At 69.8% G+C, this 20967-nt stretch carries 24 protein-coding genes and 1 riboswitch; of the genes, 10 read left to right on the top strand and 14 right to left on the bottom strand.

Annotation, left to right across the window (positions count from 1 at the left end; all coding sequences use genetic code 11):
- Positions 1 to 29: 29 nt before the first annotated feature.
- Genes aztC through aztB form a run of 3 tightly spaced genes read right to left on the bottom strand, consistent with a single transcriptional unit; the run spans position 30 to position 2933 of the window.
- On the bottom strand, positions 30 to 941 hold the full coding sequence (aztC, locus tag IEV96_RS09355; RefSeq protein WP_188510352.1) for a zinc ABC transporter substrate-binding protein AztC: 912 nt from the start codon (positions 939 to 941) through the stop codon (positions 30 to 32).
- Positions 938 to 2116 (bottom strand): hypothetical protein, encoded by a 1179-nt coding sequence (locus tag IEV96_RS09350; protein ID WP_188510351.1) that lies wholly within the window; start codon positions 2114 to 2116, stop codon positions 938 to 940. The genes aztC and IEV96_RS09350 overlap by 4 nt, the downstream gene beginning before the upstream one ends.
- A complete protein-coding gene (gene aztB, locus IEV96_RS09345) occupies positions 2103 to 2933 on the bottom strand; it encodes a zinc ABC transporter permease AztB (RefSeq protein WP_188510350.1) in 831 nt (276 codons plus the stop codon). Before aztB ends, IEV96_RS09350 begins: the two co-directional genes overlap by 14 nt.
- Positions 2934 to 2981: 48 nt before the next feature.
- On the opposite strand from aztB, the gene aztA reads away from it, so the two are divergent.
- The 3 genes from aztA (at position 2982) to IEV96_RS09330 (ending at position 4481) form a co-directional block, all read left to right on the top strand.
- Complete coding sequence (aztA, locus tag IEV96_RS09340) at positions 2982 to 3605, top strand: zinc ABC transporter ATP-binding protein AztA (protein ID WP_229733188.1); 624 nt, start codon at positions 2982 to 2984, stop codon at positions 3603 to 3605.
- 94 nt (positions 3606 to 3699) lie between these two features.
- Positions 3700 to 4152 (top strand): cytochrome c oxidase subunit 4, encoded by a 453-nt coding sequence (locus IEV96_RS09335; RefSeq protein ID WP_188510349.1) that lies wholly within the window; start codon positions 3700 to 3702, stop codon positions 4150 to 4152.
- A 59-nt stretch (positions 4153 to 4211) separates the two neighbouring features.
- On the top strand, positions 4212 to 4481 hold the full coding sequence (locus IEV96_RS09330; protein ID WP_188510348.1) for an HPr family phosphocarrier protein: 270 nt from the start codon (positions 4212 to 4214) through the stop codon (positions 4479 to 4481).
- A 15-nt stretch (positions 4482 to 4496) separates the two neighbouring features.
- Here IEV96_RS09330 and IEV96_RS09325 read toward each other — a convergent pair whose 3' ends face one another.
- Positions 4497 to 5066 carry a YdeI/OmpD-associated family protein gene (locus IEV96_RS09325; RefSeq protein ID WP_188510347.1) on the bottom strand — a complete coding sequence of 190 codons (570 nt, stop codon included), beginning with the start codon at positions 5064 to 5066 and terminating at the stop codon, positions 4497 to 4499.
- A 91-nt stretch (positions 5067 to 5157) separates the two neighbouring features.
- Here IEV96_RS09325 and IEV96_RS09320 point away from each other — a divergent pair, with 91 nt between their 5' ends.
- A complete protein-coding gene (locus IEV96_RS09320) occupies positions 5158 to 6141 on the top strand; it encodes a Gfo/Idh/MocA family protein (RefSeq protein ID WP_188510346.1) in 984 nt (327 codons plus the stop codon).
- A gap of 32 nt (positions 6142 to 6173) precedes the next feature.
- Positions 6174 to 6626 carry an SRPBCC domain-containing protein gene (locus IEV96_RS09315; protein ID WP_188510345.1) on the top strand — a complete coding sequence of 151 codons (453 nt, stop codon included), beginning with the start codon at positions 6174 to 6176 and terminating at the stop codon, positions 6624 to 6626.
- Here IEV96_RS09315 and IEV96_RS09310 read toward each other — a convergent pair whose 3' ends face one another.
- A complete protein-coding gene (locus tag IEV96_RS09310) occupies positions 6627 to 7013 on the bottom strand; it encodes a VOC family protein (protein WP_188510344.1) in 387 nt (128 codons plus the stop codon). It lies immediately after the preceding gene.
- Positions 7014 to 7071: 58 nt separating this feature from the next.
- Between IEV96_RS09310 and IEV96_RS09305 the strand changes: the two genes are divergently transcribed.
- From IEV96_RS09305 to IEV96_RS09285, 5 genes are read left to right on the top strand one after another with little or no spacing between them, the layout of a single operon-like run.
- Entirely contained in the window at positions 7072 to 8529 is a 1458-nt protein-coding gene (locus IEV96_RS09305) for a D-alanyl-D-alanine carboxypeptidase/D-alanyl-D-alanine-endopeptidase (RefSeq protein ID WP_229733186.1), read from the top strand.
- Positions 8530 to 8553: 24 nt separating this feature from the next.
- The gene (locus IEV96_RS09300) at positions 8554 to 9132 is read left to right on the top strand and encodes an isochorismatase family protein (protein ID WP_188510343.1); all 579 of its coding nucleotides are present in this window, start codon (positions 8554 to 8556) and stop codon (positions 9130 to 9132) included.
- On the top strand, positions 9129 to 10601 hold the full coding sequence (locus tag IEV96_RS09295) for an NAD-dependent succinate-semialdehyde dehydrogenase (protein WP_188510342.1): 1473 nt from the start codon (positions 9129 to 9131) through the stop codon (positions 10599 to 10601). The genes IEV96_RS09300 and IEV96_RS09295 overlap by 4 nt, the downstream gene beginning before the upstream one ends.
- Positions 10598 to 11083: a hypothetical protein gene (locus IEV96_RS09290; protein ID WP_188510341.1), complete on the top strand. Its 486-nt coding sequence runs from the start codon at positions 10598 to 10600 to the stop codon at positions 11081 to 11083. The genes IEV96_RS09295 and IEV96_RS09290 overlap by 4 nt, the downstream gene beginning before the upstream one ends.
- A gap of 1 nt (position 11084) precedes the next feature.
- Positions 11085 to 11885, top strand: coding sequence for a TrmH family RNA methyltransferase (locus IEV96_RS09285; protein ID WP_188510340.1), 801 nt, complete (start codon positions 11085 to 11087; stop codon positions 11883 to 11885).
- A gap of 82 nt (positions 11886 to 11967) precedes the next feature.
- Here IEV96_RS09285 and IEV96_RS09280 read toward each other — a convergent pair whose 3' ends face one another.
- From IEV96_RS09280 to ribD, 9 genes are all read right to left on the bottom strand, one after another.
- On the bottom strand, positions 11968 to 13836 hold the full coding sequence (locus IEV96_RS09280) for an ABC transporter ATP-binding protein (RefSeq protein WP_188510339.1): 1869 nt from the start codon (positions 13834 to 13836) through the stop codon (positions 11968 to 11970).
- Positions 13837 to 13859: 23 nt separating this feature from the next.
- Positions 13860 to 14075 carry a hypothetical protein gene (locus IEV96_RS09275; protein WP_188510338.1) on the bottom strand — a complete coding sequence of 72 codons (216 nt, stop codon included), beginning with the start codon at positions 14073 to 14075 and terminating at the stop codon, positions 13860 to 13862.
- Positions 14076 to 14125: 50 nt separating this feature from the next.
- Complete coding sequence (locus IEV96_RS09270; RefSeq protein ID WP_188510337.1) at positions 14126 to 14842, bottom strand: YqjF family protein; 717 nt, start codon at positions 14840 to 14842, stop codon at positions 14126 to 14128.
- A 20-nt stretch (positions 14843 to 14862) separates the two neighbouring features.
- Entirely contained in the window at positions 14863 to 16491 is a 1629-nt protein-coding gene (locus IEV96_RS09265) for an MDR family MFS transporter (RefSeq protein ID WP_188510336.1), read from the bottom strand.
- Complete coding sequence (locus IEV96_RS09260; RefSeq protein WP_188510335.1) at positions 16488 to 17120, bottom strand: TetR/AcrR family transcriptional regulator; 633 nt, start codon at positions 17118 to 17120, stop codon at positions 16488 to 16490. The genes IEV96_RS09265 and IEV96_RS09260 overlap by 4 nt, the downstream gene beginning before the upstream one ends.
- Before the next feature lie 156 nt (positions 17121 to 17276).
- Complete coding sequence (gene ribH / locus IEV96_RS09255) at positions 17277 to 17747, bottom strand: 6,7-dimethyl-8-ribityllumazine synthase (RefSeq protein ID WP_188510334.1); 471 nt, start codon at positions 17745 to 17747, stop codon at positions 17277 to 17279.
- On the bottom strand, positions 17744 to 19045 hold the full coding sequence (gene ribB / locus IEV96_RS09250; RefSeq protein WP_188510333.1) for a 3,4-dihydroxy-2-butanone-4-phosphate synthase: 1302 nt from the start codon (positions 19043 to 19045) through the stop codon (positions 17744 to 17746). The genes ribH and ribB overlap by 4 nt, the downstream gene beginning before the upstream one ends.
- On the bottom strand, positions 19042 to 19677 hold the full coding sequence (locus tag IEV96_RS09245; protein WP_188510332.1) for a riboflavin synthase: 636 nt from the start codon (positions 19675 to 19677) through the stop codon (positions 19042 to 19044). Before IEV96_RS09245 ends, ribB begins: the two co-directional genes overlap by 4 nt.
- 2 nt (positions 19678 to 19679) lie before the next feature.
- Complete coding sequence (ribD, locus tag IEV96_RS09240; protein ID WP_229733184.1) at positions 19680 to 20717, bottom strand: bifunctional diaminohydroxyphosphoribosylaminopyrimidine deaminase/5-amino-6-(5-phosphoribosylamino)uracil reductase RibD; 1038 nt, start codon at positions 20715 to 20717, stop codon at positions 19680 to 19682.
- Between the two features lie 84 nt (positions 20718 to 20801).
- A riboswitch (FMN riboswitch) is annotated at positions 20802 to 20955 on the bottom strand.
- Between the last annotated feature and the right edge of the window lie 12 nt (positions 20956 to 20967).

The raw sequence follows: 20967 nt of genomic DNA, 5'->3' as shown, positions 1-20967 counted from the left end.
TGTTTCCTTATTCGTTGTGGCCGATCCCGTTACGGGGAGAGGCCGGTGGCGATGCGCTCGGTGTTCGTGCGCATCATGGTCAGGTAGCTGTCGGCGCCTTCGCCACGCTCGCTCAGTGACTCGGTGAACGGTTCGACGACGGCGACGTCGATGCCGGCCTCGTCGGCGAGCACTTGCACGAGCCGGTCGGGCTGCGAGGACTCGGCGAAGATCGTGGCGACACCGGCCTCCTCGATCGCGCTCACGAGGTCGCGCAGGTCGGACGCGCTGGGCGCGGCGAGCGTCGAACCACCGGGGATGACCGCGCCGACCACGGTGAAGCCGTACCGGTCGGCGAGGTAGCCGAACACGTGGTGGTTGGTCACGAGGTTGCGCTGCGCCGCGGGGATCGCCTCGAAGGCGGTCGTCATCTCGCCGTCGAGGGTGCGCAGTTCGGCGATGTAGTCGTCGGCATTCGACCGGATGATCCGGGGATCGACCCCGTCGACGTGCCGTTCCACGGCGTCGGCCACGGCGACGGTGACGTCGACCACGCGCGCCGGGTCGGTCCAGAAGTGCGGGTCGTCCGCGCCCTCCGAGTCGCCCGGCCCGTACTCGAGCACGTCGATCGCGTCGCCGGCGGCCAGCGTCGCGACGCCCTCCGCCTCGGCGGCGTCGAGGTGCTTCTGCAGCCCCTCCTCCAGCCCGAGCCCGTTCGAGACGAGCAGGTCGGCGCCGAGAATGCGCGCGCCGTCTTTCGCCGAGATCTCGAACGAGTGCGGGTCGGCGTTGGGTTTCATGAGCACCATCACCTCGGCCTGGTCGCCGACGACGTTGGAGACCACGTCGCCGAGGATGTTGGTCGTCACCACGACCAGCGGACGGTCGTCGGCCGGCGCGCTGCAGCCGGCGAGGGAAGCGAGGGTGACCGCGACAGCGGCGATCGCGAAGATCTTTTTCATGACAGGCGTCCCGTCTCGGCGAAGAACATGGGCGAGTTCGGGGTCTCGAAGGTGCGCGCGACCCGGGCGCCGTCGGCGTAGTCGATCTCGTAGACGACTCCCTCTGCGGGCGCGTTGACGTAGGCGCGGTTCGCGTCGACGGTGAGTTCGACGCCGGCGAGCAGGGCGGGGTCGGCGACGGTCGCTGCGAGCAGCGGCCCGGTGGCGGCGCGCGTCGAACCCGTGGCGCCGTCGATGGTGAGGATGCGGCCGTCGCTCGCCAGCGCCACCACGTTGCCGTCGGTGTCGTCGGCGGCCGCCACGAGCAGCAGCGGCGATTCGGCCGGAAGCAGGGCCCAGGTGCGTTCCCGGGTGTCGAGCAGCCAGAAGCCGGAGGCGCCGGCGAGGGCCGCCACCGTCGGGCGTCCGGGCCGACCGCGGAAGTCGGTGGCGCGCTCGGCCTCGGCCACCGCCTCGGGGTAGGGCAGGGCTTCGAAACCCACCGTCTCGGCGGCCATGGTCGCCAGGATCGCGCCGTCGTCGCATCCGATCACCACGCCCACCCGCGTCGCGATCGTGCCTCGGGGATCCGCGCAGGCGATCCCGGTGTCCGACTGGTCGAGCACGGTCACGGCGCCACCGGAGGCGACGAGCGTGGCCGCACCGAACGGGACGACGAGGTCTGCCTCCACCCGGTCGACCTCGACGATCTCGCCCTCGCCGAGCGCCTCGCTGTCGAGCAGCACGCTCTCGCCCGACGCCTCGAAGGTGACCGCGGTGACTGTTCCGCCGCCGGCGACGACAGCTTCGCCATCGCCCTCGAGCGTTCCGACGACCGCGGGGGAGGCGCGGTAGTAGTGCGAGTGGTCTTCGTGGTCGACGGTCCACACGCCGGTGTCGACGACCGTGACGCCGGCGGTGCCGGAGGCGAACACGAAGCGGCCGTCGGTCGAGACCGCGGTCACGCCGTCGATGGCGCCGACCGGTTCGACCGACTCCTCGATGAGGTCGAGCAGGGCGAGCTCGCCGGCGGCGTCGACGGTGGCGAGGGTGAGCTGGGGCTCGGTGAGTTCGGCCGCTCCCTCGACATAGCCGTGCGGTTTTTCGGCCTCGGCGGGGGGCGTCGCGGAGGGCGAGCAGGCGGTGAGCAGGAGGAGCGAGCCGGCGAGCAGAGCGGCGGTGTTACGGAGTTGCACTGGATACTTTCGTGAGCTGGCGGAGGAGGGCGGACAGGGCGGCGATGGCGATGGCGACAACGGCGATGGATGCACCGGCGGCGGTCTCGGCGTGCCAGGAGACGAGCAAGCCGGCGGCGACGGCGACGCTGCCGAAGACGGCGGCGAGCAGCATGGTGGTGGGGATGCGACGAGCCCAGTGGCCCGCGGCGACGGCCGGCGCGAGCAGCAGTCCGACGACCAGCAGCGACCCGACGGCGCCGTAGGAGGCGACGACCGCGAGCGTCACGAGCCCGACGAGCACCGCACCGGCGAGCCGCGGGCGCAGCCGGAGCGTGTGCGCGACCCTGCTGTCGAACGCCAGCGCGACGAACGGCCGGTGGAAGATCACGGCGACGACCCCCGTCACCCCGAGGGCGAGGGCGAGCAGCGCGAGGTCGGCCGGACGGATGGCGAGGATGTCGCCGAACAGGATCGCGGTGAGGTCGACGGCGAAGCTGCGCGAGTGCGACACGATGATGACACCGAGCGAGAGCATGCCCACGAACAGCAGGCCGATGCCGGTGTCGCTCGAGAGCCGGCCGCGGCGGGTGATCGCGTTGACACCGAAGGTCATCACGACGGCGCTCACCGCCGCGCCGGCGATGGCGGGGAGGCCGAGCAGACTCGCCGCCGCGACACCGGGCAGCATGCCGTGCGCCATCGCCTCGCCCAAGAACGCCATGCCGCGGATGACGACCCAGGTGCCCACGATCGCGCAGATGGCGGCCACGAGCACGCCGCCGCCAAGGGCACGCAGCATGAAGTCGGTGGCGAAGGGGGTCAGAAGGAAGGTCACGCCTTGACCCTACATGAGAACGATAATCATTTAGGTTATGGTAGAACCGTGATCGAACTCCAGAACATCTCAGTCGAGCACGGCGGCATCCGCGCCCTGAACTCCGTGTCGGTCTCGATCGCTGCGGGCGAGATCACGGCACTCGCCGGGCAGAACGGGTCGGGCAAGTCCACCCTGCTGGGTGTGATCGCCGGCACCCAGGAGCACCGGGGCATTGCGGAGCGCCGGGCAGGCGCGAGGATCGCGTTCGTGGTCCAGCGCAGCGCCGTGCCCCACTCGCTGCCGCTCACCGTGCACGAAGTCGTCTCGATGGGGCGCTGGGCGCACCGCGCGCCCTGGCGCCCGCTGACCCGGACCGATCGCGAGATCGTCGCCGATTCCGTCGCCGCGCTCGGGCTGCAGGCACTCGAGCGCCGACCCCTGCACGAGCTCTCGGGCGGTCAGCGCCAGCGTGCGCTCGTCGCCCAGGGGCTGGCGCAGCGAGCGGAGATCCTGCTGCTCGACGAACCGGCCGCCGCTCTAGACGACGAGGCGCGCGGGCTCATCGACCTCGCGATCGCCCGGGAGGCGCGGCGCGGCGCGGCCGTCGTGCACGCGACGCACGACGCCGCCGTGATCGTCGCGGCCGACCGTGTCATCCGGCTCGACGCGGGCAGGCTCGTCGCTTCCTGAGACCCATTTCCGGTGGGGTCAAGTACTTGCCCGTCGCCCGGGGCGGGAGTTCACTGGTCGCAATTCGTTTTCGACGCAGAGAAAGAAGCGCATCATGGGCGCCAATTCCAAGCTGTTCTGGGTTCTGGCAGGCTATTTCGCGCTGCTGACGGTCGTCTACACGGTCTGGTCGCTGTTCTTCAACGCGCAGCCGCTCGCCACCACCGCGAGCATCACCGGCGGCGGCATCGAATGGGTGGGTACGGTCGGGCTCGCGCTCTCCGCCATCGCGTCGACCCTGATCGCGTTCTACATCGGGCGCACCCGCAAGGCTCAGGGCGGCGAACTGCCGGAAGACCGCATCGACGCCGAGATCGACGACGGCCAGGCAGAGCAGGGCTTCTTCAGCCCGTGGAGCTGGTGGCCGGTCATGCTCGCCGGCTCGCTCGCGGTCGTCTTCCTCGGGCTCGCGATCGGCCCCTGGCTGGTGTTCTACGGAGTCCCGCTCGTGCTGATCGCCATCTCGGGCTGGGTGTACGAGTACTACCGCGGGCTGTTCGCACACTGACGGGCACGCACCCCGGGCTATCGTTGGAGGCCCGTCACGCCCCCACCAAAGGAACCGCCATGCCCACCGCCACCGTCATCGTCGGATCGACCTCAGGCCTGCACGCCCGCCCCGCCTCCCTCTTCTCGCAGGCCGCCCTCGCGTCGGGTGCCGCGGTCACGATCGCGAAAGCCGGAGGCACCGCGGTCAACGCCGCGAGCATCCTCGGACTGCTCACCCTCGGCGTCGGTCCGGGCGAAGAGGTCACGCTCACGACGGAGGGCGACAACGCCGACGCCGCGCTCGAGTCGCTCAGCGCGCTGCTCAAGAGCAACCTCGACGAGCAGTAGGAGCGCCCGCCCCGCTCAGTAGAACTTCTCGCCGCGCTCGAGCTTCGCCACGAAGTCGGCAATGCGCCGCGCCCGCGTCTCCTCGCGCTTCGCCGACTGCACGCGGTAGTAGATCGCGTAGCGGTTCTGGCTGTTCAGAGTCGCGTAGAAGGCCGCGGCCGCGGGGTTCGCGGCGAGCGCGGTGACGAAATCCGGATGCGGCTCCGCCTTCGCCGGCCCGTCGTAGGCCCGGTCCCACCGTCCGTCCTTCCGCGCGCGCTCGACCTCGGCGAGACCTCGCGGCGCCATCCGGCCCTCGGCGATCATGGCCTCGGCCGCCTCGCGGTTGCGCGTCGACCACGGGCTCTGCGGGCGGCGCGGCGTGAAGCGCTGCATGTAGGTCGCGTCGTCGATGCGCCTGGCCTGCCCGTCGATCCAGCCGAACTCGAGCGCGGCGTCGAGCGCCTCGGCGTAGGTCACGGTGGTCTCGCCCGAGCCCTTCTTGGCGAGCACGAGCCACACGCCCGTCGACGCGTCCTGGTTCTGCAGCAGCCACTCGCGGAAGGGCGCGTAGCCGTCGAACCGCAGCGTCTCGAGGTCGGTCATGCGCACACTATAGAACCGGCGGGCGAGCCGGACCACCCACGCATGGCATGATCGAACAACACTTTCCGGCACTCTTTCGATGGGGAACGACATGACTGAATCACTGCGCTGGGGCATCCTCGGCACCGGCTGGATCGCGGAGCTGTTCGTGTCCGACATCCTCGCGAGCGGATTCACCGTCGCCGCCGTCGGTTCGCGCACGCAGGAGTCGGCCGACACCTTCGCCGGGCGGTTCGGCATCCCGACGGCGCACGCGAGCTACGAGGCGCTCGTCGCCGACCCCGGGGTCGACATCATCTACGTGGCCACGCCGCACCCGATGCACTTCGAAAACACCCGACTCGCGGTGAACGCCGGCAAGCACGTGCTCGTCGAGAAGCCGTTCACGCTGAACGCCGGCGAGGCCGAGACCCTCGTCGACCTCGCGGCCGAGAAGAACATCGTCGTTCTCGAGGCCATGTGGACCCGGTGGCTGCCGCACATGGTCCGCCTGCGCGAGATCATCGCCGCCGGCACCATCGGCGAGGTGCGCACGGTCATCGCCGACCACAACCAGAAGCTGCCCAGCGACCCGAAGCACCGCATCAACAACCCCGAGCTCGGCGGCGGAGCCCTGCTCGACCTCGGCATCTACCCGGTGTCGTTCGCCTGGGACATCCTGGGCGAGCCGACGACCGTGGCCGCCATCTCCAGCCCGACCGCGACCGGCGTCGACCGCCAGACGGCGATCCTGCTCGGCTACGCCGGCGGACAGCAGGCGGTACTGCACACCGCGCTCGACACACTCGGGCCCAACGCGGCATCCGTCATCGGTACCGAGGGCTGGATCGCGCTCGACGGCGTCTTCTACGCACCCACGACCTTCACCGTCTACGACAGCGAGGGCACGGTCGTCGACACCTTCGACGGCGCCGTTTCCGAGCGGGGCATGCAGTTCCAGGCGTGGGAGGCCGAGCGGCTCGTCGCCGCGGGAGTGGGCGCGGCCGATGTGCTGCCGCCGAGCGAGACCGTGGGCATCATGCGCACGCTCGACGAGGTGCGTCGCCAGATCGGGCTCGTCTACCCGGGCGAGTAACCTCGTTTCTGAACACGATCGGAAGGATCACCTTGTCAGACCACGCCCGCGTCATCGGCCACCTCATCCGCCGCACCATCACCCTCGACGTTCCGCGTGAGCGGGTGTGGGCGGCGCTCACCGAGCCCGAACTGCTCAACCAGTGGTTCGGCGAGGGCTTCGAGGTCAGCGCGTTCGAGGTCGGCGGCACCGGTCGCGTCATCTACGAGGACTTCGGCGACTTCCCGATCGAGTTCACCGAGATCGTGCCGCTCGAGACGCTGGCGTTCCGCTGGTCGGGCATCCCGGCCGACGAGCTCGACGAGTATTCGACGCACGTGGCGTTCACGCTCACCGGCGACGACACCTCGAGCGAGCTGACCGTCGTCGAGTCGGGCTTCGAGAAGCTGCCGGGCGGCACCCGCTACCGCCGCGACCGTCTCGAGCAGAACCGCGAGGGCTGGGACGTCGAGCTCGACGAACTGGCGATCCTGCTCGAAGGCTAGCTAGGCCTCGTAGAGCTCGAGCGGCAGGCCGTCGGGGTCGAAGAAGAACGCCATGTGTTTGCCCGTGTACGGGTCGACCCGCAGTTCTTCGTGCCGGATGCCCTCGGTGTCGAGTTCGGCGAGCGTGGCCTCCACGTCGTCGACCTCGAAGGCCAGGTGGCGCAGCCCGGTCGCCTCCGGCCAGGTCGGACGCACGGCCGGGGTCGGGAACGAGAACAGCTCCACGATGTACTCGCCGCCGAGCGCGAGCTTGCCCATCCACGACTCGCGTTCCTCGCGGTATACCTCGTCGACGAGCTCGAACCCGAGCACCCGGGTATAGAAGTCCTTGCTCCGCTCGTAGTCGGTGCCGATGATTGCGATGTGGTGCACGCGGCGCAGCTTCATGACCCCAGCCTGCCACGCCCACGACGGCCCTCCCAGAGTCGACGTTTATCATTGGTGGGTGAGTGAGCCAGAAGTGACGCCCCATCCCGCCCGGAAGGGTCTGTCGGGCGCGATCCGCAAGCACCCCACGGCGTGGCTCACGGGCGCCCTCGCGGTCGTCTTCCTGATGCTCGGTACCGGCGCCGTCTTCGCCGGCGCGGCGGTCGGCGGCGGCACGCCGGCGGCGGAGGCCGAGGTCACCCCCGACACCGGCGAGAGCGCGGCGCCCACCCCGACCACCGAGGCGGAAGCCGGACGTTCGGTTCCCGCCACACTGCCCGGCGCCACCCGGCTGCGCACCTGCTCCGTCGCCGGCCCGGCATCCGACCCTCGCCTCATGGGCTTCAAGGGCTATGTGATGAACGCCACCACCGGCGAGGTGCTCTTCTCCCGCGAGGGCGACGTGCCGAACCGCACCGGGAGCGTCATGAAGGTGCTCACTGCATCCGCGGCACTCTCGGCCCTCGGCCCCGACTACCGCCTCACGACGAAGGTCGTCGCGGGCGCCACCCCGAACAGCATCGTGCTCGTCGGCGGGGGAGACCCGACCCTGAGCGCCTCCGGGTCGAGCGTGTACGCCGGCGCCCCCAAGATCGCCGACCTCGCCGCCAAAGCGAAGGCGGCCCACGACGCCGCCTACCCCGGCACCCCGATCACCGAGGTCGTGCTCGACGCCAGCTACTGGAACCCCGCCGACAAGTGGGACCCGATCTGGAAGCGCACCGAGCAGACGATCGGCTACCACTCCGAGGTCACCGCCTTGATGGTCGACGGCGACCGCGCCGACCCCGCGCGCAACACCAGCCCGCGCAGCACCGACCCGGTCGGCCGCGCCGGTACCGCCTTCGTCGCGGCCCTCGGCCTGCCCGGCGTAACCGTCACCACCGGCACCGCGTCGTCGTCGACCGTCCTCGCCGAGGTGCAGTCGCAGCCCGTGTCGAGCCTCATCCCGTTCATGCTGCTCACGAGCGACAACACGCTTGCCGAGATGCTCGCCCGCGTCGTGTCGGTCAAGTCGGGCTTCGGCGGCTCGTCCGCCTCGCTGCAGCAGGCCATCCCCGCCGCGCTCAAGGCCTACGGCGTTCCGGTCGACGCCCTCACCATCAAGGACGGCTCGGGTCTGAGCGAGGCGAACGCGGTTCCGCCCGAGTACGTGGCCAAGCTTATGGTCAAGGTCCTCGCCGGCGGCCAGAACCTCAGCATCGTCTACAACGCGCTACCGGTCGCGGGCAAGTCGGGCAGCCTGGCCAGCCGCTTCACGGGCGGCAACTCCGTCGCCGGCGGCAACGTGATCGCCAAGACCGGCTGGATCGACACCGCGTACACGCTCGGCGGCGTGATCAAGGCCGCCGACGGTACACCGCTCACCTTCGCGTTCTACGCGATCGGGAGCGGCATCCAAGAGAACGCCAAGGTGGCCATCGACACCCTCGCGACGAGCGTCTACAGTTGCGGCGACAACCTCGCGAACATCTAGCTCCCGCGACGAAAGGCAGTGCGAATGAGCAAGGCGCTCTTCATCATCGACGTGCAGAACGACTTCACCGAGGGCGGCGCTCTCGGAGTCGACGGGGGAGCCGCCGTCGCCGCCGGCATCTCGAAACTGTTGGCGCAGCATCCGAACCGTTATTCGCACGTCTTCGCATCCCGCGACTGGCACGATCCGGAGAGCGACAACGGCGGGCACATCTCGGCAGAGCCCGACTACGTGAACACCTGGCCGCCGCACTGCATCGCCGGAACGCCGGGCGCCGAGTACCACCCCGACCTCGACCTCACGGCCGTGGACGTGCACGTTCGTAAGGGGCAGGGCGTGCCGGCCTACTCGATCTTCGAAGGGACGACCGACGAGGGCGCCTCGGTCGGAGCGACCCTCGACTCGCTCGGCATCACCGACATCGACGTGGCCGGGATCGCCACCGACTACTGCGTGCGGGCCAGCGCGCTCGACGCGGTCGAGGCCGGCCGCCACGTGCGCGTGCTCGCCGACCTCGCCGCGGGTGTCGCCGCCGACTCCAGCGCCGCCGCCCTCGTCGAGCTCGAAGCGGCCGGTATCGAGATCGTGGAGGCAGCCCGATGACGATCTCCGAGGCCGACCTGCTCGCCAAGGTGCCCGACCGCCTGTTCATCGGCGGAAAGTGGGTGCCGTCGACGTCGGGCCGCAGCATCGACGTGCACGACCCGTCGACAGGCCTGGTCATCAAGACGATCGCCGACGCCTCGCCCGAAGACGGCATCAGGGCCGTGGATGCCGCGGCTGCCGTCCAGCAGAGCTGGGCCGCCACGGCGCCCCGCGTGCGCGGCGAGATCCTGCGCGGCGCCTTCGACCTGCTGCAGGAGCGCGCCGACGAGTTCGCCCTGCTGATGACGCTCGAAATGGGAAAGCCACTCGCCGAGGCGCGCGGCGAAGTGACCTATGGCGGCGAGTTCCTGCGCTGGTTCGGCGAAGAGGCCGTGCGCATCTCGGGGCGCTACGGCGTGAACCCCGAGGGCACAGGGCGCATGATTGTGACGCACCTGCCGGTCGGTCCGTCGTTCCTCATCACCCCGTGGAACTTCCCCTTGGCGATGGCGACACGCAAGATCGCGCCCGCCCTCGCAGCCGGCTGCACGGCGATCGTGAAGCCCGCCGAGCTGACGCCGCTCACCACGCTCTACTTCGCCCGTCTGCTCGAAGAGGCCGGGCTCCCCGCCGGCGTGCTCGGCGTCATCACCACCTCCACCTCGGGCGAGGTGTCCGGCCCGATCATCGCCGACAAGCGCCTGCGCAAGCTGAGCTTCACCGGCTCGACCCCGGTCGGGCGCAAGCTGCTCACCCAGGCCTCCGAGAGCGTGCTGCGCACATCCATGGAGCTCGGCGGCAACGCCCCCTTCATCGTCTTCGACGACGCCGACCTCGACAAGGCGGTCGACGGCGCGATGCTCGCCAAGTTCCGCAACATCGGGCAGGCGTGCACGGCCGCCAACCGCTTCATCGTGCACGAGTCGGTCGCCGAGGAGTTCACGGCGCGCATCACCGCCCGCGTCAACGAACTCACGATCGGACGCGGCACGGAAGACGGCGTCGCGATCGGGCCGCTCATCAACGACGGGGCCGTGGACAAGGCCGACGCCCTCGTGCGCGACGCCATCGACCGCGGCGCGACGCTCGTCACCGGCGGCTCCCGCGTCGACGGCCCCGGCAGCTTCTACCAGCCGACCGTGCTCAGCGGCATCGTCGCGGGAAGCGACATCCTGCGCGAGGAGATCTTCGGGCCGGTCGTGACGATCGTGCCGTTTACCGACGAGGCGGATGCCGTGGCTCTCGCCAACGACACGGAGTACGGTCTCGTGAGCTACGTCTTCACCCGCGACCTGGCGCGAGGGCAGAGGCTGGTCGAGACCCTCCAGACCGGCATGATGGGACTCAACGTCGGCGTCGTGTCGAACGCCGCAGCACCGTTCGGCGGTGTGAAGCAGTCGGGCATCGGACGCGAGGGCGGCTCCGAGGGCATCCACGAGTACCTCGAGACCAAGTACGTGCTGACCCCCGACCCGTTCCGCGCATGACCTTCGGCTCCATCGACGATCTGCCCGAGTCGGCCGACGTCAGCAGCCGGGCGCCGCGCATCATCATCACCGTCGTCGCCCTTCTGGTGGCCGCGGTACTGGCTGTCGTGGTCGTGGTCTTCGCCGTCGGCACGCTCGCCCATGTGATCACCGTCGGGGGCGAGGCGTCCGTCTCCGACCTGCCGACCGTCGAGCAGAACACCGGCATCGACCTGCCCGACGGCACCGAGGTGATCGCGACCTCGCAGTCCGACGGCGCCTTCAGCACCGAACTGCTGCTGCCGCCCGACGAACTGCCCGACTTCCCCCTCGCCGGCTACGCGCCCGTCGACGCGCCCAGCGCCGAACTCGCCCCGTCGCTCGAGGGCGAGACCGTGGTCGAGTACCTGGCCGCCGCGAGCGACGAGCTCGAGGCCAGCGCCGCGATCGTCGAGCGCGACGGGGACGCCGTTCTCTTCGTCGACGTGCGCGCGGTGCGCTAGCGTGCCGGTGTTCGAGGTCGACGATATCGCCGACCCCCGCTTGGTCGACTTCGCCCACCGCACCGACGTGGCGCTCAAGAACGGCAGCGGCACTGAGCACGGTGTGTACATCGCCGAGTCCGCGCTCGTTCTCGAACGCGCCCTGCGCGCCGGCCACCGGCCGCGTTCGGTGCTCGCCCTCGGCGGCACCGTCGACGAGGCCGTGGCCCTCGTCGGCCCGGACGTGCCAGTGTATTCCGGCCCGGGCGAGCTGCTCGCCGAGCTCACCGGCTACATCCTGCACCGCGGACTGATCGCGTCGATGCACCGCCCGGCGTTGCCGTCGCCGCAGTCGCTGCTCGCCGGGGCCCGCCGCATCGTGATCCTCGAGAACGTGGTCGACCCGACGAACGTGGGCGCCATCTTCCGTTCGGTAGCCGCGATCGGGGCGGATGCGGTGCTCGTCACCCAGCGGTGCTCCGACCCGTTCTACCGCCGGGCGATCCGCGTCTCGATGGGGACGGTGCTCCAGGTGCCGTGGACGCGCACCGGCGACTGGGCCTCCACCCGCGAACTGCTGACGGCGAACGGGTTCCACGTCGCGGCACTGGCGCTCACCGACGACGCCGTGTCGCTGCGTGCGTTCGCCGACGATGCGCCGGAGAAGGTGGCGCTGGTGCTCGGCACCGAGGGCGAGGGGCTGACGCCCGAGGCGATCGCGGCGGCCGACACCGTCGTGCAGATCCCGATGGCGCATGGCATCGACAGCCTGAACGTCGCGGCGACAGCCGCGGTGGCGATGTACGCCCTCGCCGGTCCCTGAACCACACCCTCGGTCCCTGAACCACACCCTCGATCCCTGAGCCTGTCGAAGGGCGCTTCGACGAGCTCAGCGACCGAACCGGCTACACCAGCAGCTGGTGCTTCGCGAGCTCCTTGTAGAGCGGGGTCGAGACGACGAGCTCGGAGTGCGTTCCCACGCCGACGACGCGTCCGTGGTCGAGCACGACGATCTGGTCGGAGTCGACCACGGTCGACAGCCGGTGCGCGATCACGATGAGCGTGCGGTTCTCGGCGACCGCGTCGATCGCCTCGCGCAGCATCTGCTCGTTCAGTCCGTCGAGGCTCGAGGTCGACTCGTCGAGCAGCAGGATCGGGGGAGCCGCGAGAAGCGTGCGCGCGATGGCCAGCCGTTGGCGCTCTCCCCCGGAGAGCATCACGCCGTCTTCGCCGACGGCGGCATCCAGCCCCTGCTCGTTGCGCTCGAGCACCTCCGTCAGGTTCACCGATCGCAGCACCTCCACGCACTGCGCGTCCGTCGCGTCGGGGGCGCCGAGCAGCAGGTTCTCGCGGATCGTGCCGGCGAGCACGGGGGCGTCCTGCTCGACGTACCCGATCTGCGACCGCAGGGCCTCGCGGTCGAGGGCCCTGACGTCGATGCCGCCGAGGCGCACGACACCCGCGGTCGGGTCGTAGAAACGCTCGATCAGTGCCAGGATCGTGCTCTTGCCGGCGCCCGACGGGCCGACGAGGGCGGTGCGCTTGCCCCGCTCGGCGGCGAACGAGACTCCGCGCAGCACGGTGAGGTCCTGCGGCTCTTCTGGCAGGGCGACCGGGGAGGTCGACACCACCTCGGCGACGGCCTTCGCCACCTCGTCCTTCTTCGCGCCCTCGGGGTAGCTGAACTCCACGGCGTCGAACGTGATCGCCGCATCCGTCGTGATGTCGGCTGCCGCGGCATCCGCGAGCGTCGGGTCGTTCTGGCTCTCGGTGGGCAGCTCGATGATCTCCTGGATGCGGCCGAGCGCGCCGAGCGCCTGGTTGACCGAGGTGAGGGCGCCGAAGGCCGATCCGAGCGGACCGATCATCATGAACAGGAACAGGATGAAGGCAACGAGGCTCGCGATCTCGATCGCGCCGCTCGCCACGCGGAACCCGCCGACACCGAGCACGACGAGCAGCGACACCTGCAGGGCGATGCCGGCCACGGGCACGACGAGGGCCGAGATCTTGGCGACCTGGATCCCCATCTCCCACGCTCCGTGGGCGTCCTTCTCGATCTTCACGATCTCGCGCTCGGTGGCGTTCGAGGCGCGGACCGTGCGGATCGCGCTGATCGCGCGCTCGACCGCGGCGGCGAGGTCGCCGACCTTCTCCTGCTGCTTGCGGCTCACCACGCGGATGCGGCCCGAGAGCAGGACGACCGTCACGACGGAGACGCCGATGACGGCGACGGTGAGTCCGAGCAGAACGGGGTCGATCACGAGCATCGCGATGAGCGCGCCGACGAACAGCACGGCGCCGCCGATCGCATCGACGAGTCCCTGCGTGATGACTGCGTAGAGCAGGGTGGTGTCCGAGCCGACGCGGGAGACGAGGTCGCCGGTGCGGCGGGTGTCGAACTCGCTGATCGGCAGGCGCAGGATGCGTTGCAGCAGCTGGCGGCGGGCGCTCAGCACGACCGAGGTGCCGGTGCGCTGCAGCAGGTAGTGCTGGAATCCGTTGAGCAGCGCCGAGAGCACGACCAGCACGACGAGCACCCAGACGAGGTTGCCGAGCGCGTCGCCGGCCTGCACCTTCTTCACGACCTCCTGCACGAGCAGGGGCTGGGCGAGCGAGGCGCCGGCGGCGAGGAGGCTGAGCAGCACGACGACGACGAGCACCTTCTTGTGCTCGAACAGGTAGGGCAGCAGTTGGCTGAACTTGGCGCGGGGGCCGTCGTCTTTCGCGCCGCGGCCGCCGCGGGCGGGGCGCGTGGAAGTGGGAGAACTCATGTCGTCTTTTCTCTTGGATGGCGCTACGAGCGCCCGTATTTCTTGTGAACGGCCTGGCGTGAGACGCCGAGCGCGAGGGCGATGAGCTGCCACGGCGCACCGGCGTTGCGGGCACGTCTGGCGGCTATGGCTTCGACCCGGTCGAGCTCGGTGCGGAGCTTGGCAATCGCGCGGAGGGCTTCGATCGGGTCATCCGAGTCTGCGCCGGCGGCGAGGGTGTGGATGGTGACGTGGTCCATGGTGTCAACCGTAGTTGACGAGCGACGAGACGTCAACTCACGTTGACAGGTCACCGCCCGAACCGGGTCGTGACGCCCGGCGAGTACAGCACCGAGTCGGGCGCCAGGCCGGCGAGGTCGGCGAAGCCGGCCCGCGCGAGCAGCCGGTCGTCGAGCGAGACGAGCTGCGCCTCGAACAGCGGCCACGGCTCGTGGTGGTTGCGCAGCCGAACTGTGCGGCCGGGCACGCGGGTGAACAGCGCCCAGCGGGCGGTGAGGAAGTCGGCGACCGGGTCGTCGTGCACCGCCACCGTCGTGGCCCGCGCCACGATGCGGGACGTCGCATCGGAGGTTCCGTGCCTGTCGCCGCGGTAGTCGAATAACTCGCCGTCGCGCTCGAGCGTCGTACGCGACCACATGTACGGCAGCGCGAAGATCGCTCGCGCGGCGAGCACCGCGGCCAGGCGCGACGCCTCGAGCGAGACGAACACCACGCCGCGGCGGCCCCGCTCGTCGACGGCGTACAGCCGGACGTTGATCTCGACGAAGTCGCCGAAGTAGGGCACCGGCGGGCTGCCGAACACCGTCGCCCTGTCGAGCACGAACGGGATCAGACCAACCCACGTCGACCCGTCGATGACGTCGGGCCGCAGCCCGGCGGGAAGAAGCGGCGCGACACGCGCCGCCTCCACCCGCCAGTGCAGGAAGACGAGGTGGGACCAGCGCTGGCTGGCGACCGAGCGGCCGTCGAGATCGGGCGCGCTCGAAGTGATCGCGTCGAGTGCCATGCCGCCCACGATAGCCGCTGTCAGGCTCGGCTGACCGGCTCGACGTCGTCCGCGACGGTGGCGCGGGTGTCGTCGCCCGCGAGGGCGGGAGCCGCGTCATCCGGATCGTCGTCTTCCATGCCCTCCATGACCGGGACCGTCGACGCGAGCGGAACCTCCTTGATGAAGAACAGCATCACCACCGTGATCACCATGAGGGGCACGAGGAACAGGTAGATCGGGGCGAGAGCGCTGGCGTAGGCGTCGCTGATCAGGTCGTGCAGCTCGGCCGGCAGCGCGTTGATCGCGGCGGGGGTCAGCGAGTTCGCCTCGGCGTTCTCGCCCGTGCCGAAGGTGTCGGCGAGCTGCTGGGTGAGGCGGCTGGCGAAGACGCTGCCCACGACGGCCGAACCGACGGTCGCGCCGATCTCGCGGAAGAACGCGTTCGCGGCCGTCGCCGTGCCGAGCACCTTGTGCGGCACCGAGTTCTGCACGATGAGCACGAGCACCTGGATGGTGAGACCCAGGCCAGCGCCGAGCACGAACAGGTAGACCCCGGTGAGGAACGGGCTGGTGTTCGCCGTCAGGGTGGAGAAAAGCACGAGCGCGATGCCGATGAGGGCCGAACCGACGATGGGCATCCACTTGTAGCGGCCGGTCTTCGACATCAGCAGACCGCTGCCGATCGCCGTGATGAGCAGGCCGACGAGCATGGGCAGCAACAGCAGGCCCGACTCGGTGGCGTTGATGCCGTTCGCGATCTGTAGGAACGTGGGCATGTAGCCGATGGCGCCGAACATGGCGACACCGGTCATGAGGCCCGCGACGGTGGTGATGGTGAAGTTGCGGTCCTTGAACAGCGACAGCGGGATGATCGGCTCGACCGCCTTCGTCTCGGCCCAGACGAAGAGCGCGGCCGAGACGACGGTGAGGGCGATGAGGCCGATGATGAGCAGCGAGTCCCACTCGTACTCGGTGCCGCCCCACGAGGTGACGAGCACGAGGCTCGTGGTGGCGATGGCGATCAGCGCCGTGCCCAGGTAGTCGATCTTCGGCTTCGCACGGCCTGCGCGCTGCGGCAGGCGGATGAAGACGGCCGCCGTGATGATCGCGGCGATGCCGAGCGGGATGTTGATCCAGAAGGCCCAGCGCCAGGTCAGGGAGTCGGTGAACAGGCCGCCGAGCAGCGGGCCGACCACGGCCGAGAAGGCGAAGACGGCGCCGATGAAGCCGCCGTACTTTCCGCGGTCGCGCGGGGGGACGACGTCGGCGATGATCGCCTGGCTGAGGATCATCAGCCCGCCGCCGCCGAGGCCCTGGATGGCGCGGCCGGCGATGAGCAGTTCCATATTGGTCGCGAGCCCGCCGAGGATCGAGCCGGCGATGAAGATCGAGAGCGCGACCAGGAACAGCGTCTTGCGGCCGATGAGATCGCCGAGCTTGCCGTAGATGGGCATCACGACGGTGGCGCCGAGGATGTACGCGGTGGCCACCCACAGCATGTGCTGCACGCCGTCGAGCTCGCCGACGATCGTGGGCAGCGCGGTGCCGAGGATGGTCTGGTCGAGCGACGAGAGCAGCATCGTGACCATGAGGGCGATGAAGATGGGGATGATGCGGGGCTTGGCGGCGCCCGCGGCGGGCACAGCTATCGGGTCGTGGGTGGTCATTCCGTCTTTCCGGGGTTGGTGAGGATGTCGGTGATCGAGTCGATCGCGCGGTCGAAGAAGGAGACGAGCTCCTGGGCGGATGCCGGCTGCCGACTCCATCTGATGAAAGCGAGTCGTGCGGCGGCGGTAATGGTCACGGTGATCGCGAGGGCGCGGTCGTCGCGGTCGGGCCCGGCCGGTACCCCGGCATCGGCGAGATATCCGTCGATATGCCGGGTGATCGATCCCTCGATGAGCGCGATCTTCTCCATCTCGCGGGCGAGGAGCGCCGGGTTCTGGGCGAACACGTCGCGGCGTCGCTTGTCGGCGGCCACGATGGAGTCGTCGAGCTGGGCGATGCCCGCGCGCACGACGGCCGCTCCGAACTCGAACGCGGAACCCGCGACGATCGTCGACGTGTCGAGGTCGGTCGCGATCTCCTGTTCGCGGGCGATGCCGAGAACGGCGTCGGCCTTGTCAGCGAAGTGGTTGAAGAACGTGCGGGGTGTGACGTCGGCGCGTTCGGCGATGGCCTCGATCGTCACGTTGTCGAACCCGTGCTCGAGCACGAGATCGACCGCCGACGTCTCGATGGTGAAGCGCGTGTGCAGCTTCTTGCGCTCGCGCATGCCGGGCTCTGTCGTCTCCATGCAGCCATCATCGCACGCTCGCTACACAGTGTGAAACGTTTCTTGCTGTGAAGTGACCGGATTCTCGTGCGCGCGGCGCTAGTGCACTTGTGGCGGGTGCTCGAGGATCGGCACCCACCACAAGTGCACTATCGGCGCACTACCCCGCCGAGCCCGCTACCCGCGGATCTCGCGCAGCAGAACCGCGGTCGCCAGCGCGGCCTCGGCGGCCTCGGCGCCTTTGTCTTCCTTCGAGTCGGCGAGGCCGGCGCGGTCGAGCCCCTGCTGCTCGTCGTCGAGCGTGAGCAGCCCGAATCCGATCGGCTTGCCGGCGAGCAACGACGCCTGTGTGAGACCCGTCGTCGCGGCATCCGACACGTATTCAAAGTGGGGAGTGCCCCCGCGGATGATCACGCCGAGCGCCACCACCGCGTCGGCCCCGGCATCGAGCGCGGCCTTCGACACGACCGGCAGTTCGAAGCTGCCGGGAACGCGCACGACCGTCACGGTCGCGCCCGAGGCGTCGAGCACCCGCCGCGCGCCGGCGAGCAGCCCGTCGGCGATCTGAGTGTGCCACTGGCCCGCGACGATCGTGACCTTGAGGCCGGTGCCGTCGGTGGAGATGTCGGGGGATCCGTCGCCGCTCATATCTGTGAACCTTTCTTGCCGATCAGCACCGCTTCGTCGAGCACAGCGTTGCTGGGGAGGATGTGACCCATGCGGTCACGCTTTGCTTCGAGGTAGCCCTCGTTGAAACTGCCGACGCCGACCACGAGCGGCACCTGCTCGGTCACCGTGATGCCGCGTTCGCGTAACTGGCGCAGCTTCTCGGGGTTGTTCGTGATGGCACGCACCGAAGAAATGCCGAGGTCCTCGAGGATGGCGACCGCGGCTCCGTAGTCGCGACCGTCGGCCGGGAAGCCCAGCGCGAGGTTGGCGTCGAGGGTGTCGAGCCCCTCCTCCTGCAGCCGGTAGGCCCTGAGCTTGTTGATCAGCCCGATGCCGCGGCCCTCGTGGCCGCGCATGTAGATGACGACGCCGCCACTGCCCTGTTCAGCCGAGTGCCGGATCGCGTCGAGCGCCGCGTCGAGCTGCGGGCCGCACTCGCACTTGAGCGACCCGAAGACCTCGCCCGTGACGCACTCCGAGTGCACACGCACGAGGGCGCCGTCGACCGGCTCGCCCGAGATGATCGCGAGGTGGTCGTAGCCCGTGGTGCGGTCACGATAGGCGCGGAAACGGAACTCGCCGTGGGTGGTCGGCACGGTTGTCTCCACCTCGAAGATCACGCGCGACGACTCGGGGATGTCGACGGCGAGCGGCACGTCGGCGCCCGGCTGCGTCTCGTTGAGGTAGTCGATGAGCGCGGCGATCGTGATGACAGCGACTCCCTCGCGCTCGCCGAGCTCGATCAGGCCGGGGAGGCGCATCATCTCGCCGTCCTCCGCCACGATCTCGGAGATTGCGCCCACCGGCACGAGGCCGGCGAGCTTGAGCAGATCGATCGTCGCCTCGGTGTGTCCGTCGCGCTCGCGCACTCCGCCCTCGACGGCCCGCAGCGGCATGATGTGCCCGGGACGGTGCAGGCTTGCCGGCACCGAGTCGAAGTCCGCGAGCACGCGCAGCGTGTGTGCGCGGTCCGACGCGCTGATGCCGGTGCTCAGCCGGTTCGCCGCATCGACCGACACCGTGTAGTTCGTGCCGCGGGGGTCCTGGTTGTCCGGCACCATTATCGGCAGCTCGAGCCGGTCGGCGATCTCGTTGGTCATCGGCGCGCAGATGAAGCCCGACGAGTTGCGCACGAGCCACGCCAGCCACTCCTGGCTCGCGAATTGGGCGGCGAGTACGACGTCGCCCTCGTTCTCGCGGCTCTCGTCGTCGACGACGATGACGGGGCGGCCGGCGCGCAGGGCGTCGAGCGCCGTGGGGATATCGGCGAGGCTCACAGCGAGCTCCTCTCGGTGGTTGAGCGTGCGTGCCCTGAGCCCGTCGAGACCGCGAGCATGCGCTCCACGTGGCGGGCGAGGATGTCGGTCTCGATGTTGACGCGGTCGCCGGCGACGAGTGCGCCGAGGGTCGTCGCCGTGAGGGTTTCGGGGATCAGCGACACTTCGAACCAGTCGCCGCCGACGGCGCTCACCGTGAGGGAGACGCCGTCGATCGCGATGGACCCCTTTCGCGCGACGAGAGCCGCGACATCCGGGGCCAGGCTGAAGCGCACGACCCGCCAGGCGCTTCCGTCGTCGAGGGACAAGACTTCGGATGTCCCGTCGATATGCCCCTGCACGATGTGGCCGCCCAGCCGGTCGCCCACCATGGCCGCGAGTTCGAGGTTCACGGTCCGTCCGGCCTCGGTCGCGCCGAGGGTGCTCATGGCGATCGTCTCGGCCATCACGTCGGCGGTGAACCAGTCGGGACCCTGGTCGACGACCGTGAGGCACACGCCGCTGACGCTGATCGAGTCGCCGCGTGCGGCATCGGCCGCGGCGAGCGGTGCGCGCACGGTGATGCGCGCGGCGTCGGCGGTGGGCTCCCACGCGGTCACGGAGCCGAGCTCCTGGATGATTCCGGTGAACATGGTTAGAACCCTTCGCTGGTTGAGCTCGTCGAAACCCGTGCGACGAGCAGGATGTCGTCGCCTAGCCGTTCGATCGCGGTGATCGCGAGTCTGCGCTGCTCGCCGATGGTACCGACCCCGATGTCGCCGATAGCGGTCTTGGGGCCGCCGATGAGGGTGGGGGCGAGGTAGACGAGGTACTCGTCGACGAGGCCGCCGGCGATGAAGGCGCTCGCGACGCCCGGTCCGCCCTCGACGAAGACCCGTCGGATGCCGCGGCCGAACAATCCCGCGAGCACCTGTTCCAGGTCCCGCGAGTGCGTCTCGATCAGACCGGCCGGGTGGCTGCGCAGTTTCGCGGCCTGCGGCACGGGGCGCTCGCCCACGACGACGGGAACGGGTTGGTGCGGCATCAGTTCGCCGCCGTCACCCCGTGCGGTGAGGGACGGGTCGTCGGCGAGCACGGTTCCCGTTCCGACCAGGATGGCGTCGCTGTCGGCGCGCTGCTCGTGCACCCGCTGGCGCGTCGCGGTGCCGGTGATCCACTGGCTGGTGCCGTCGGCGGCGGCGGCGCGGCCGTCGAGGCTCGACGCCCACTTCACCGTGACCCATGGACGTCCGCGGCGGGTGGCGGTCAGCCAGGGGTGGATGAACGCCTCGACCTCGGCCGCGAGCACGCCGCCCTCGACTTCGACCCCGGCCTCGCGCAGGTGGTCGGCGCCGCCCGACGACGTGGCGCCGGGGTCGGACACGGCGTAGACCACGCGAACAACACCCGCGGCGATGAGGGCGGTGGAGCACGGGCCGGTGCGGCCCGTGTGGTTGCACGGCTCGAGGGTCACGACGGCGGTGAGACCTGCGGCCGACGGGATTTTCGACAGCGCGTCGACCTCGGCGTGCGGTGTTCCCGCGCCGCGGTGCCAGCCCTCGGCGACGATGGTGCCGTGCGCGTCGACCAAAACGCAGCCGACCTGCGGGTTGCCGCCGGTGAGCGGGCCGTGCGCGGCGAGGGAGAGGGCGTGTCGCATCAGCGTCGCGTCTGTAACGCTCGACTGGGTCATCCGGTGTCCTCAAATCTTCTTCGAGAAGACGGACTCCGGGTTTTGTCGGTCGGTGAACGACCGGCGTCGCGGCTGGCCACGACACCCGTGCTTCCTCCTATCCGGACTGAGAGGTCTCGCGACCTCATTACCGTCGGTCCCGGAATTCCACCGGGTCAGCCACGGCCGGGCTTTCGCCTGACCGCGGGTCGCGGACTATCACCGCCGGTTCGGACTTTCACCGACCCCGGAGCACGTTTCTTGCTAACTG

Source organism: Conyzicola nivalis, assembly GCF_014639655.1.
GTDB classification, from domain to species: Bacteria; Actinomycetota; Actinomycetes; order Actinomycetales; family Microbacteriaceae; genus Conyzicola; species Conyzicola nivalis.
Note: the sequence above shows the minus strand (reverse complement) of the source record. Positions and strands in the feature narration are given on the sequence as shown.

What these genes read in the sequence shown, in the direction of transcription:
- IEV96_RS09245 (WP_188510332.1), bottom strand. Translation starts at nt 19,677, where the DNA reads ATGTTCACCGGAATCATCCAGGAGCTCGGCTCCGTGACCGCGTGGGAG.
- IEV96_RS09280 (WP_188510339.1), bottom strand. Translation starts at nt 13,836, where the DNA reads ATGAGTTCTCCCACTTCCACGCGCCCCGCCCGCGGCGGCCGCGGCGCG.
- ribD (WP_229733184.1), bottom strand. Translation starts at nt 20,717, where the DNA reads ATGACCCAGTCGAGCGTTACAGACGCGACGCTGATGCGACACGCCCTC.
- IEV96_RS09330 (WP_188510348.1), top strand. Translation starts at nt 4,212, where the DNA reads ATGCCCACCGCCACCGTCATCGTCGGATCGACCTCAGGCCTGCACGCC.
- IEV96_RS09320 (WP_188510346.1), top strand. Translation starts at nt 5,158, where the DNA reads ATGACTGAATCACTGCGCTGGGGCATCCTCGGCACCGGCTGGATCGCG.
- ribH (WP_188510334.1), bottom strand. Translation starts at nt 17,747, where the DNA reads ATGAGCGGCGACGGATCCCCCGACATCTCCACCGACGGCACCGGCCTC.
- IEV96_RS09325 (WP_188510347.1), bottom strand. Translation starts at nt 5,066, where the DNA reads ATGACCGACCTCGAGACGCTGCGGTTCGACGGCTACGCGCCCTTCCGC.
- IEV96_RS09300 (WP_188510343.1), top strand. Translation starts at nt 8,554, where the DNA reads ATGAGCAAGGCGCTCTTCATCATCGACGTGCAGAACGACTTCACCGAG.
- IEV96_RS09265 (WP_188510336.1), bottom strand. Translation starts at nt 16,491, where the DNA reads ATGACCACCCACGACCCGATAGCTGTGCCCGCCGCGGGCGCCGCCAAG.
- IEV96_RS09290 (WP_188510341.1), top strand. Translation starts at nt 10,598, where the DNA reads ATGACCTTCGGCTCCATCGACGATCTGCCCGAGTCGGCCGACGTCAGC.
- IEV96_RS09295 (WP_188510342.1), top strand. Translation starts at nt 9,129, where the DNA reads ATGACGATCTCCGAGGCCGACCTGCTCGCCAAGGTGCCCGACCGCCTG.
- IEV96_RS09260 (WP_188510335.1), bottom strand. Translation starts at nt 17,120, where the DNA reads ATGGAGACGACAGAGCCCGGCATGCGCGAGCGCAAGAAGCTGCACACG.
- IEV96_RS09310 (WP_188510344.1), bottom strand. Translation starts at nt 7,013, where the DNA reads ATGAAGCTGCGCCGCGTGCACCACATCGCAATCATCGGCACCGACTAC.
- IEV96_RS09270 (WP_188510337.1), bottom strand. Translation starts at nt 14,842, where the DNA reads ATGGCACTCGACGCGATCACTTCGAGCGCGCCCGATCTCGACGGCCGC.
- IEV96_RS09335 (WP_188510349.1), top strand. Translation starts at nt 3,700, where the DNA reads ATGGGCGCCAATTCCAAGCTGTTCTGGGTTCTGGCAGGCTATTTCGCG.
- aztC (WP_188510352.1), bottom strand. Translation starts at nt 941, where the DNA reads ATGAAAAAGATCTTCGCGATCGCCGCTGTCGCGGTCACCCTCGCTTCC.
- IEV96_RS09275 (WP_188510338.1), bottom strand. Translation starts at nt 14,075, where the DNA reads ATGGACCACGTCACCATCCACACCCTCGCCGCCGGCGCAGACTCGGAT.